Source organism: Pseudomonas sp. SWRI68, assembly GCF_014269165.1.
GTDB classification, from domain to species: Bacteria; Pseudomonadota; Gammaproteobacteria; order Pseudomonadales; family Pseudomonadaceae; genus Aquipseudomonas; species Aquipseudomonas capeferrum.
On sequence record NZ_JABWRU010000002.1, the window covers coordinates 450396 to 462408 of the forward strand.

10 protein-coding genes are annotated in these 12013 nt (G+C 63.1%); 6 read left to right on the plus strand and 4 right to left on the minus strand.

Going from position 1 to position 12013, the window contains the following annotated elements; translation table 11 throughout:
• The first annotated feature begins 33 nt into the window (after nt 1-33).
• Nucleotides 34-252, plus strand: coding sequence for a hypothetical protein (locus tag HU770_RS05655; protein ID WP_033699199.1), 219 nt, complete (start codon nt 34-36; stop codon nt 250-252).
• Here the strand turns inward: HU770_RS05655 and HU770_RS05660 are convergent.
• From HU770_RS05660 to HU770_RS05675, 4 genes are all read right to left on the minus strand, one after another.
• A complete protein-coding gene (locus HU770_RS05660; protein WP_186657385.1) occupies nt 236-2485 on the minus strand; it encodes an Orn/Lys/Arg decarboxylase N-terminal domain-containing protein in 2250 nt (749 codons plus the stop codon). The two genes, HU770_RS05655 and HU770_RS05660, sit on opposite strands and share 17 nt — an antisense overlap.
• A gap of 185 nt (nt 2486-2670) precedes the next feature.
• The gene (dnaQ, locus tag HU770_RS05665) at nt 2671-3429 is read right to left on the minus strand and encodes a DNA polymerase III subunit epsilon (RefSeq protein ID WP_186657382.1); all 759 of its coding nucleotides are present in this window, start codon (nt 3427-3429) and stop codon (nt 2671-2673) included.
• A gap of 51 nt (nt 3430-3480) precedes the next feature.
• Nucleotides 3481-3927: a ribonuclease HI gene (rnhA, locus tag HU770_RS05670; RefSeq protein WP_033699205.1), complete on the minus strand. Its 447-nt coding sequence runs from the start codon at nt 3925-3927 to the stop codon at nt 3481-3483.
• 13 nt (nt 3928-3940) lie between these two features.
• Nucleotides 3941-4714 (minus strand): methyltransferase domain-containing protein, encoded by a 774-nt coding sequence (locus HU770_RS05675; protein ID WP_186657371.1) that lies wholly within the window; start codon nt 4712-4714, stop codon nt 3941-3943.
• A gap of 85 nt (nt 4715-4799) precedes the next feature.
• Here HU770_RS05675 and gloB point away from each other — a divergent pair, with 85 nt between their 5' ends.
• The 5 genes from gloB (at nt 4800) to HU770_RS05700 (ending at nt 12012) form a co-directional block, all read left to right on the plus strand.
• Nucleotides 4800-5579, plus strand: coding sequence for a hydroxyacylglutathione hydrolase (gene gloB, locus HU770_RS05680; RefSeq protein ID WP_186663314.1), 780 nt, complete (start codon nt 4800-4802; stop codon nt 5577-5579).
• Between the two features lie 100 nt (nt 5580-5679).
• On the plus strand, nt 5680-7110 hold the full coding sequence (locus tag HU770_RS05685) for a lytic transglycosylase domain-containing protein (protein ID WP_186657368.1): 1431 nt from the start codon (nt 5680-5682) through the stop codon (nt 7108-7110).
• 165 nt (nt 7111-7275) lie between these two features.
• A complete protein-coding gene (locus HU770_RS05690) occupies nt 7276-9105 on the plus strand; it encodes an extracellular solute-binding protein (protein ID WP_202883658.1) in 1830 nt (609 codons plus the stop codon).
• Nucleotides 9102-10937 carry an extracellular solute-binding protein gene (locus tag HU770_RS05695; RefSeq protein WP_186663238.1) on the plus strand — a complete coding sequence of 612 codons (1836 nt, stop codon included), beginning with the start codon at nt 9102-9104 and terminating at the stop codon, nt 10935-10937. The genes HU770_RS05690 and HU770_RS05695 overlap by 4 nt, the downstream gene beginning before the upstream one ends.
• Before the next feature lies 1 nt (nt 10938).
• Nucleotides 10939-12012, plus strand: a complete 1074-nt coding sequence (locus HU770_RS05700) for a microcin C ABC transporter permease YejB (RefSeq protein WP_033699217.1) — start codon at nt 10939-10941, stop codon at nt 12010-12012.
• The last annotated feature ends 1 nt before the right edge of the window (nt 12013 follow it).

Genomic DNA, 12013 nt, shown 5'->3' on the forward strand with positions numbered 1-12013 from the left:
TATTTCCTACGTAATTCAGAGGTTTTCACCCAAATGGCAGCAGTAATGGTCGGCCAATTCCACGCCCGTGACGCCGAAGGCCGCATCTACCCCGTCCACGAGTTCCAGGAGTCCACCCTCCAGGTCGACGGCAGCGCGCTGGGCGCACCGATCACCACCTACCGCCTGGCAATCGGCGACCGCGTCAACCACCTGGGCGAAAACCGTTTCGAGCTGGCACAGACCGGCGTCGAGATCATTCGCATTCCTTGATGCAGTCCACGGTGTAGCGACCGCTTTCGTTCTGCAGGCCATGCACGTCGGCAACGAAACCCGGGAAGCCATCGTTGAAAGCTCGGGCAAACGCCAGGTAGTCGAGTATCGAGCGGGTCGCTTCGGTGAACCGCTCTCCCGGCATTATCAATGGAATGCCGGGCGGATACGGCACCAGCATCACCGCTGCGACACGGCCGAGCAGCGCTTCGATCGGCACCGCCTCCACTTCGCCGCGTACCATCTGGTCATAGGCCCGTGCCGGGCTGACGGCAACCTCCGGCAAGCTTGTGAACAACCGTTTGAGCTGCTTGGCCGTGGCATTGGCGCGGTAGCACTCGTGAAGCTGGTCACACAGCTCGCGCAACCCCATGCCTTGATAACGTGAAGTGTCCGCTGCCACCACACTCGGCAGGCAGGCGCTCAACCGGGTATTGCCGTCATAGTGGCGTTTGAACTCCAGTAGCTCTGTCAGCAAGGTGCTCCACTTGCCCTTGGTGATGCCCATGGAGAACAGCACCAGGAAGCTGTACAGGCCGGTTTTTTCCACCACCAGGCCGCGCTCCCATAGAAACTTGCTGACCACCGCCGCCGGAATGCCCTGCTCGCCCAACACACCCCCTGCGCTCAAGCCGGGCATGACCAAGGTCACCTTCAGCGGGTCGAGCAACACGTAGTTGCCCGCCACTTCACCAAAACCATGCCACTCAGCCCCCGGCTGAAGCTGCCAGTCCTGCGCGGCAAGGTGCTGTATGCCCTCTGCCGCTGGCGGTTGCCAGATGCTGAACCACCAGTCGGCAGCGGCAATATGCTTGCGCAGGTTGGCCAGCGCCCGGCGAAAGCTCAACGCCTCGTCGAACATTTCCTGCAACAGCGAGCGCCCGGCCGGCCCCTCCATCATGGTCGAGGCCACGTCCAGTGACGCTAGGATGCTGTACTGCGGCGACGTCGAGATGTGCATCATGAACGCTTCGTTGAAGCGGTCACGGTCCAGCTGGCGGCTGGCACCCTCCTGCACATGGATCATCGACGCCTGGCTGAAGGCCGCCAACAGCTTGTGCGTGGAGTGGGTGCTGAACACCAGCGGGCTGTCAGCCGCGCAAGCCGTGCCCATGGCATAGCGCCCCTCGAAGAACTCGTGAAACGCCGCGTAGGCGAACCAGGCCTCGTCAAAGTGCAGCACCTCGACACTCGCCCCCAGCGTCTGCTTGATCATCCCGGCGTGGTAGCACAGGCCGTCGTAGGTGGAGTTGGTGACCACTGCCAGCTTGATCCGCTGCCCGCGATCACGCGCCAGGGGGTTGGCCTGGACCTTCGCCCGGATCGATGCGGGGCTGAACTCACTGAGGGGTATCGGGCCGATGATGCCCAGCTCGTTGCGCTCGGGGCACAGGTAAATGGGAATGGCCCCGGTCATGATGATCGCGTGGACCACCGATTTGTGGCAGTTGCGGTCCACCAGCACCAGGTCATCACGGCCGACCATGGCGTGCCAGACGATCTTGTTGGCAGTGGAGGTGCCGTTGATCACGAAAAACGTGTGGTCGGCACCGAAGTTGCGTGCAGCCCTGGCCTCTGCCTGGGCCAAGGGGCCGGTGTGGTCTAGCAGCGAACCCAGCTCCGGCACTGAAACGGACAAATCCGAACGCAGGGTGTTTTCGCCAAAAAACTGGTGAAAGGCCTGGCCCACCGGGCTCTTGTGGTAGGCCACACCGCCGCCGTGCCCCGGTGTGTGCCAGGAGTAGTTGGATTGCGCGGTGTGTTGCACCAAGGCTTTGAAAAACGGCGGCAGCAGGCCGTCAAGGTAGCTGTGGGCGGCGCGTGCCACCTGGCGCGCAAGAAACGGCACGGTGTCTTCGAACAGATAGAGAATGCCGCGCAACTGGTTCAGCTCGCTCATGACCTCGGCGGGGGCGTTCTCCAGGGTGACCTGTTCGCCCAACGCAAAAATCGGCAGGTCAGGTGCGCGCAAACGGGCCAGGCGAATCAGCTCGGCCATGTTCTGTAGCAGGTGAGTGTTCTCGCCCACGCCCTCGGCGGCGATCAGCATGCAGGCCAGGCCGTGGTGGGTGGCCGCGACCAGGCGCGCTTCGGCGTGGTCCGCTGCGGCCAGGATGGCAAAGCCGTCCTGGCGCAACTCCTCGGCGATACCCCGGATGCGGTCACCGGCAACACTGTCGGCCTTGATCGCACGGTGGACGATGAGGATGGGGAACTTGAGGTCCTTATACATCAGGCAGCTACCTCTGCAGGACGGGGTGTCCTTTTCAGGGTAGTTGTAGGAGCGGCCTTGCGTCGCGAAAGGGTCGCGTAGCGGCCCCAGGTTCTATGTCGCTGCAGAGATTGACGGGGCCGCTACGCGCCCCTTTCCGACCGGTCCGGCGCCCCGGCAAGGCCGCTCCTACAAAGGGCGCATGGTCAAGATGCAGGTGCCTCGCTCAACGCCTGCCACATCGCCGGCGCCCCCGCCGATTTGGCGATCGCCGCCAGCCGTTCGGCATGCGCCTCCAGCTCTTCGGCACTGGCCATGATCACCCGCCCAGGTGCACGGCCGGTAATACGGCGGATCTCGCTGCCGCCACCGCCCTGCCCGTCACTGTCGCCGTCAGCACCTTGCCCGGCTAGCGACAGGCTGGTCTGGCCGCCGGTCATTGCCAGGTAAACGTCGGCCAGCAGTTCCGAGTCGAGCAGTGCGCCGTGCAGCTCGCGGCCCGAGTTGTCGATGTCGTAGCGTTTGCACAACGCGTCGAGGCTGTTGCGCTGCCCCGGGTGACGGGAACGCGCCAGCAGCAGGGTATCGAGGATGGTGCAATGCTGCGCAAGGTCGGCGCGGTCGTGCTGGCCCAGCAGGGCGAACTCGTTGTTGATGAAGCCAACGTCGAACGCCGCGTTGTGGATGACCAGCGTGGCGCCCTGGATGAACTCGAAGAATTCATCCGCAACCTCGGCGAAGCGCGGCTTGCCGATCAGGAAGCTGTCGGTGATGCCGTGAACGCCGATGGCGCCCTCGTCACTCTCGCGGTCCGGTTGCAGGTAGACGTGGAAATGCCGCCCGGTCAGGCGACGGCCCATGACCTCGACACAGCCGATCTCGATGATGCGATGGCCTTCGCTGACCGGCATGCCGGTGGTTTCGGTATCGAGAATGACCAGGCGTTTATCTTGCTGCTGCTCCACGCGGGGGGCTCCAACTTGCATCAGTTACAAAGGACGCGATTGTACCCCAGCTCAACGCTGGGCGCGCACCTCATCGACCCCGCGGTTGGCCAGCTGGTCGGCCCGTTCGTTGCCCGGGTGGCCGATGTGGCCGCGCACCCACTTCCAGCTCACCTTGTGCCGGTTGACCTGTTCGTCGAGCAACTGCCAGAGGTCGGCGTTTTTCACCGGCTCCTTGGCTGCAGTCTTCCAGCCCCGTTTCTTCCAGTTGACCATCCATTCGTTGATGCCTTTCATCACGTACTGCGAGTCGGTGGTCAGCACTACCTCGCATTCACGCTTGAGCGACATCAGGCCCTGGATCGCGGCCATCAGCTCCATGCGGTTGTTGGTGGTCTCGCGTTCGCCGCCCCACAGTTCCTTCTCGACGCCCTTGTAGATCATCAGCACGCCCCAGCCGCCAGGGCCAGGGTTGCCCTTGCAGGCGCCATCGGTAAACATTTCGACGCTATCGCTCATGTACCACTCTTGTTCAGTGCTTTTCAGTATCAGGATTGGCCGCCGTACGGTTGACCTTGGCCAGCGGCAGCGGCAGCAGTTTGCCCATGGGTTCGCGGCGCTCCAGGCGCAACGGCCGCAGGCCGACCACCATCTTGCGCGCCACCAGCAGGTACACGCCGCCGCCGGAAATTTGCCAGCCGCCCGCCACCCGCTCCCAGCCTGCCAGGCGTTGCTGCCAGGCCGGCGAGGCAAGCGGCGGACGATAGCACCCGAAGCGGCGTTTCTCCAGCGCGAAGCCGAGCAGGTTGAGCCAGTCGCCAACCCGCGAAGGCGAGATGCAGCGGGCCTTGCGCAGGGCGCCATGGCTGAACAGGTGGCGCATGCCCCAACTGCTCCAGGGGTTGATGCCGACAATCAGCAGGTGCCCACCCGGGCGAACGGCGCTGGCGGCCTCGCGCAACAAGCCATGGGGGGTGAGGCTGAAGTCCAGGCCATGCTGCAGCACCACCACGTCGGCAGCATGCTCGCTCAATGGCCAGGCCTGCTCTTCACAGACGATTTCCACGCCCGGCAAGGGTGCCCCGAGGCGCACGTTGCGCTGCACCTGGGGCGCGCTGGGCGGTGCTTCGGCACAGGGCCCATAGTGCACCAGGTAACCGCCAAAGAAGCGCCCCAGCTCTTCTTCCAGCAGTTTTTCCTCTTCTTTGAGCATCAACTGGCCGAGCGGGCCATTGAACCACTCACGGGCCAGGCTGATCAGCTCGACCCAATCGGGGTCGGCCTGGGCAAAGGCTTGGTCGGTCATTGCGTTCTCCCTCGAAGGTTCTCGTGCCACGCCATCGCGGCTAAGATGCCCTCATGTCCCACGCTTGGCGATACGGATCCGCACCATGATACAGATCGATGCTCTACCCGCTTTCTCCGACAACTACATCTGGTTGTTACAGGATACTGCCAAACGCCGTTGCGCGGTGGTTGACCCCGGCGACGCCGGCCCAGTGGAACGTTGGCTGGCGGCCAACCCCGACTGGGTATTGAGCGATATCCTCGTGACCCACCATCACAACGACCATGTCGGCGGCGTCGAACGGCTCAAGCAATTGACCGGCGCCAAGGTCTACGGCCCGGCCAACGAGCAGATTCCCGCCCGCGATGCTGCACTGGCGGACGGCGATGAAATCAGCGTGCTGGGCCTAGCGTTCCAGGTCATCGGCGTACCCGGCCATACGCTGGGGCATATCGCCTTTTACACAGCGCAACCAGCCACACCCCTGCTGTTCAGTGGCGACACGCTGTTCGCCGCCGGTTGCGGGCGCATGTTCGAAGGCACTGCCGAACAGATGCACCCTTCCCTGCAGCGCCTGGCCGCCCTGCCGGCGCACACCGAGGTGTATTGCGCCCACGAATACACGCTGAGCAACCTGCGCTTTGCCAAGGCGGTGGAGCCACAAAACCCGCACGTTCTGCAGCGCTTCGACGAGGTTACCCGGCTACGCGCCGACAATCGCATCACATTGCCATCAACGATTGGCCTGGAACGGCTTACCAACCCCTTTATTCGCACGACTGAAACATCCGTTAAACAAAAAGCAGACGAATGGAAGGGACATTCAAACACCACGCATGTCGCTGTTTTTGCTGCCTTGAGGTCTTGGAAGGACACCTTCTGATAACCTCAAGATATATCGCATGTGAGGGTCAAAGGTTGACCAGGCCGGTAGCGGTTTCTAGAATCGCCGAAATTTTTCGCCCGGATACCTGTCCCAGCCGATGTCTTCCCGTAGCCGCAGAACCTCTCATTCCGTCGCCCTGACGCGTCTGGCCCAAATCAGTGCGCTGGCCCTGGCCGCCACGTTGGTGGGCTGCCAGAGCACCCGTCAGCTCGACGAATCCGATAGCGTTCGCGCGCACAACTATCAGGCGCGGATCAAGCACAAACCGGCCCCGCTGCTGATCAAGCCGGCCGAGCAGGCGCCGCAGGACGTGTGGGAGCGCATGCGCCAGGGCTTCACCCTGCAGGACAGCATCGACGTCAACCCGCGCATCGAGCAGCAGCGCCTTTGGTTCGCCAGCAACCCGCGCTTCATCGAAAGCGCCGGCGAGCGCGGCAGCCTCTACCTGCATTACATCGTCGAGCGCCTCGAAGAACGCGATATGCCGCTGGAGCTCGCGCTGCTGCCAGCCATCGAAAGCGCCTACAACCCGATGGCCTACTCGCGCGCCCATGCGGCAGGCATGTGGCAGTTCATCCCGTCCACCGGCCGCCACTTCAACCTGCGCCAAACCAACTTCTATGACGGCCGTCGCGACGTGACCGCCTCGACCAACGCCGCGCTGGACTACCTGAGCCGCCTGCACGACATGTTCAACGGCGACTGGCTGCTGGCCCTGGCCGCCTACAATGCCGGTGAAGGCACGGTCAGCCGCGCCATCGAACGCAACGAAAAGCTCGGCCTGCCAACCGATTACTGGAACCTGCCCCTGCCGCAGGAAACCCGCGACTACGTGCCTAAACTGCTGGCCCTGTCGCAGGTGGTGTCCACTCCGGATGCCTATGGCGTCAACTTGAACCCGATTGCCAACGAACCCTACTTCGAGGCGGTCGCCATCAATGATCGCCTCGACCTTTCGCGCGTTGCGGCGTTCGCCGACATCGACGAAGACGAGCTGATCCAGCTAAACCCGGCCTTCAAGAAGCGCATGACTGTAGACGGCCCCCAGCAATTGCTGGTGCCCACCGCCAAGGCGCAACTGCTGTCCGCCAGCCTGTCCAACCTCAAGCCTGAGCAGTTGATCAGCCTGCAGCCGAACAAGGCCGTGTTCGCCCGCGCCGTGGCCGAAGCCAAGGCCCCGGTGGCAGCGCGCAGCTACCGGGTCAAGCGTGGCGACAACCTGGGCAGCATTGCCAAGGCGAATCGCGTATCGGTCAGGGACATCAAGCGCTGGAACCGTATGTCCGGCAACGGCCTCCGGGCCGGCCAGGTACTGGCTCTGCGCGGCGGCAATGCGCCGAGTGCCGCCGGTAACCGGGTGGCGGCGTCCTCGAAACGCTCGACCCAGTACAAAGTACGCAAGGGTGACTCGCTGTACCTGGTGGCCAAGCGTTTCAATGTCGAAATGAAACACCTCAAGCGTTGGAACCCGCGCAGCGGGCATGCGCTCAAGCCAGGGCAGACGCTGACCGTTTACCTCTCTCACTGATGTAATGCCAGGGGCCGCTTTGCGGCCCTTTCGCGACGCAAGGCCGCTCCTGCAGGTTTAGCTTTCCTCAAACGATCAACCGCCTTCAAAACCTCTCTTTTTCCAACCCCACCAAGCTGTTACTGTACTCGATCAAAGCCCAACGCCTCTGGATCGGATGCCGACTTGATACGTCCCCTCCTGCTGTCACTCAGCCTGGCCTTGAGCTTTCCCGCCGTCGCGATGGTGAGCGAAAGCCACGGATACGCGCAGTTCGGCATGCTCAAGTACCCAGCCACATTCACCCACTTCGACTGGGTCAACCCGCAAGCGCCCAAAGGCGGCACCTTGCGGGCCATGGCATTCGGTACCTTCGACACGCTCAACCCTTACACCTTCAAGGGTTCGAGCCCGATTACCACACCGAACTTCCAGCAGTACGGCATCAGCGAACTGAACGAACCGCTGATGATCGGCACCGGGCAGTACGACCCCTCGGGCGACGAACCCACCTCCAGCTACGGCCTGATCGCGCGCTCGGTGGAGTACAGCGAAGACCGCAGCTGGGTGGTGTTCAACCTGCGCCCGCAGGCACGCTTCCATGACGGCCGCCCGATCACCGCGGCGGACGTGGCGTTCTCCTATCGCACGCTGCTCAAGGATGGCCACCCCATCTACCGCACCAACCTGCAAGAAGTGCAGCGGGTGGACATCCTCGGGCCCCTGCGTATTCGCTTTGTCTTCAAGCGTGCCGGCAACCCGCTGCTGATCCTGCGCCTGGGTGAAATGCCGGTGTTGCCCAAGCACTACTGGCAAGGCCGCGACTTCAAGGCCACCACCTTCGAGCCGCCGCTGGGCAGTGGGCCCTATCGCATCACCCAGGTGTTGCCTGGGCGCCGCCTGGTGTTCGAGCGGGTAAAGAACTACTGGGGCAAGGACCTTGCGGTCAACCGCGGCAAGTACAACTTCAACCGGGTCGAGTACGAGTTCTACCGCGACGCCACCGTGGCGTTCGAGGCGTTCAAGGCCGGTGAGTTCGACATCTACATCGAGCACCAGGCAAAGAACTGGGCCAATGGCTACAACTTCCCGGCGGTACGCCGTGGCGATGTGATCAAGGCGCAAATCCCGCACCGCATCCCAACCCAGACCCAAGGCCTGTTCATGAACAGCCGCAGGGTAGCCTTCAGCGACCCCCGAGTGCGCCAGGCGCTGGGGCTGATGCTCGACTTCGAGTGGACCAACCGCGCCCTGTTCAGCAGCGCCTACCGCCGCTCGACCAGCTACTACCCCAACAGCGAATTCGCCGCCACCGGCCTGCCCACCGGCAAGGAGTGGCTGTTGCTGGCACCGTTCCGTGATCAGTTGCCGGAAAAACTGTTCAGCGAACCCTACAAAGTCAGCCAGACCGACGGCCGCGGCATCAACCGCCAGACCCTGCGCCAGGCCCTGAGCCTGCTCGGCGAAGCCGGCTGGAAGCTGAACGGCCAGCGCCTGGTGGACAGCAAAGGCCAGCAACTGCGCCTGGAGTTGCTGCTGGTTAACCCCAACCTCGAACGCATCCTGCAACCTTATGTCGAAAATCTGTCCAGCATCGGTATCGACGCACGCTTGCGTACCGTGGACCGCGCCCAGTACAAACAACGCCTGGACCAGTTCGATTTCGACATGATTCTGATGACCCTGAACCAGACCTTGAGCCCCGGCCTCGAACAGTGGCTGTACTTTCACTCAAGCCAGGCCGCGACCAAAGGCAGCAAGAACTATGCTGGGGTCAAGGACCCGGTGGTCGACCATCTGCTCGACACCTTGCTCGCCGCGCGCACCCGCGATGACCAGGTGGCCGCCGCCCGCGCCCTGGACCGCGTGCTTTCATGGCAGTACTACATGATCCCCAACTGGTACCTCGACAATCACCGCCTGGCCTACCGCAACCGGTTCGCCTTTGTCACCACGCCGCCCTATACCCTCGGGCTGAACAGCTGGTGGATCAAGACTTCGGAGAAAGCCCAATGATGCCAACGCACCGCCTGCGCCGGCTGGCCGGCAGCCTGCTGCTGGCCTGCCTGAGCCTTCCGGCCCTGGCCGCGCCGCAACACGCGCTTACGCTCTACGACGAGGCGCCCAAGTACCCGGCCAACTTCCAGCACTTCGACTACGTCAACCCGGATGCCCCCAAGGGCGGCACCTTCCGCCAGTCCAGCTTCGGTGGCTTCGACAGCCTCAACCCGTTCATCAACAAGGGCGTGTCGGCCGAGAACATCAGCGTCATCTACGACACGTTGATGCGCCAGAGCCTGGACGAGCCGTTCACCGAATACGGCCTGGTCGCCGGCAAGATCGAAAAGGCCCCGGACAACAGCTGGGTACGCTTCTACCTGCGCCCCGAAGCGCGCTTCCATGACGGCCACCCGATGCGCGCTGAGGATGTGGTGTTCACCTTCAACGCCCTGATCAAGGACGGCGCACCGCTGTACCGCCAATACTACGGCGACGTCGCCGAAGTGGTCGCCGAAGACCCGCTACGGGTGCTGTTCAAGTTCAAGCACCAGAACAACCGCGAACTGCCGCTGATTCTGGGCCAACTGCCGGTACTGCCCAAGCACTGGTACGAAAGCCGCGAGTTCAACCGCGGCAACCTGGAAATCCCCCTGGGCAGCGGCCCGTACAAGGTCGCCGAGGTCAAGGCCGGGCGCACCATCCGCTACGAGCGGGTCAAGGACTACTGGGCCAAGGACCTGCCGATCAACCGCGGCCAGTTCAACTTCGATGCCATGACCTTCGACTCCTACCGCGACACGGCCGTCGCACTGGAGGCATTGAAGGCCGGGGCGTTCGACTATGCGCTGGAGGTCAGCGCAAAAAACTGGGCCACCGCCTACAACGTCCCGGCGGTCCGCGATGGCCGCCTGATCAAGGAAGAGCTGCCCAACGGCAACCCCACCGGCATGCAGGGCTTCATTTTCAACCTGCGCAAACCGGTGTTCCAGGACATCCGCGTGCGCCAGGCGCTAAGCCTGCTGCTGGACTTCGAGTGGACCAACAAGCAGCTGTTCAACGGTGCCTACACCCGCACCGGCAGCTACTTCGAAAACTCCGACATGGCCGCCCGGGGCGTGCCCACGCCTGACGAGCTGAAAATTCTCGAACCGCTGCGCGGCAAAGTGCCCGAGCAGGTCTTCAGCGAGGCTTTCCGCAACCCGGTCACCGACGCCAGCGGCATGATCCGCGAACAGCAGCGCCAGGCCTACAAGCTGCTGCAGGACGCCGGCTGGAAGATCGTCGACGACAAGATGGTCGACAAGGACGGCAAGCCGGTGTCCATCGAGTTCCTGCTGGCACAGACCGAGTTCGAGCGCATCCTGCTGCCGTTCAAGCGTAACCTCGCCGACCTGGGCATTGACCTGAACATCCGCCGGGTCGACGTTTCGCAGTACATCACCCGCCTGCGCTCACGCGACTTCGACATGATCGTCGGGGGTTACCCGCAGTCCAATTCGCCGGGCAACGAACAGCGCGAGTTCTGGTCCAGTGCCGCTGCCGACAATCCTGGCAGCCGCAACTTCATCGGCCTGCGCGACCCGGCCATCGACCAGTTGGTAGAGCGGCTGATCAATGCCGAATCACGCCAGAGCCTGATCAACCATGCGCGCGCGCTCGACCGGGTACTGCTGTGGGGCTACTACGTGATCCCCAACTGGCACATCAAGACCTGGCGCGTGGCCTACTGGAACCACATCGGCCACCCCAAGGTGTCGCCCAAGTACGACATCGGCATCGACACCTGGTGGATCAAGCCCGGCGTGACCCCGGCTGTCAGCGACGCCACCCCGGCCGAGGCCAACTGAGATGCTGGCCTATATCCTGCGCCGCCTGCTGCTGATCATCCCGACCCTGTTCGGCATCCTGGTCATCAACTTCATCATCGTCCAGGCCGCGCCTGGCGGCCCGGTCGAGCAGATGATCGCCAAGCTCGAAGGCTTCGAAGGCGCCACCAGCCGCATCGCCGGTGGCGGTGCCGAGGTCTCCGTGGCCGGCTCCAGCTACCGCGGCGCCCAGGGCCTGGACCCGGCATTGGTGGCCGAGATCGAGCGCATGTACGGCTTCGACAAATCGCCGCCCGAACGCCTGTGGATCATGGTCAAGAACTACGCCCAGCTGGACTTCGGCGACAGCTTCTTCCGCGATGCCAAGGTCATCGACCTGATCATCGAGAAGATGCCGGTGTCGATCTCGCTGGGGTTGTGGAGCACGCTGATCATGTACCTGGTGTCTATCCCCCTAGGCATCGCCAAAGCCGTGCGCCACGGCAGCCACTTCGATGTCTGGACCAGCTCGGCGATCATCGTCGGCTATGCCATCCCGGCGTTCCTGTTCGCCATCCTGCTGATCGTGCTGTTCGCCGGCGGCAGTTACTTCGATTGGTTCCCGCTGCGCGGACTGACCTCGAACAACTTCGACGAGCTGTCCACCACCGGCAAGGTGCTGGACTACTTCTGGCACCTGGTACTGCCCATCACCGCGCTGGTCATCGGCAACTTCGCCACCATGACCCTGCTGACCAAAAACAGCTTCCTCGACGAGATCAACAAGCAGTACGTGGTCACCGCCAAGGCCAAGGGCCTGAGCCGCTCCCGGGTGCTGTACGGGCATGTGTTCCGTAACGCCATGCTGCTGGTGATCGCCGGCTTCCCTTCGGCCTTCATCGGTATCTTCTTCACAGGCTCGCTGCTGATCGAGGTGATCTTCTCGCTCGACGGCCTGGGCCTGATGAGCTTCGAGGCGGCGATCAACCGCGACTACCCGGTGGTCTTCGGCACCCTGTTCATCTTCACCCTGCTCGGGCTGGTGGTGAAACTGATCGGCGACCTGACCTACACCCTGGTCGATCCACGTATCGACTTCGCCAGCCGGGAGCACTGAC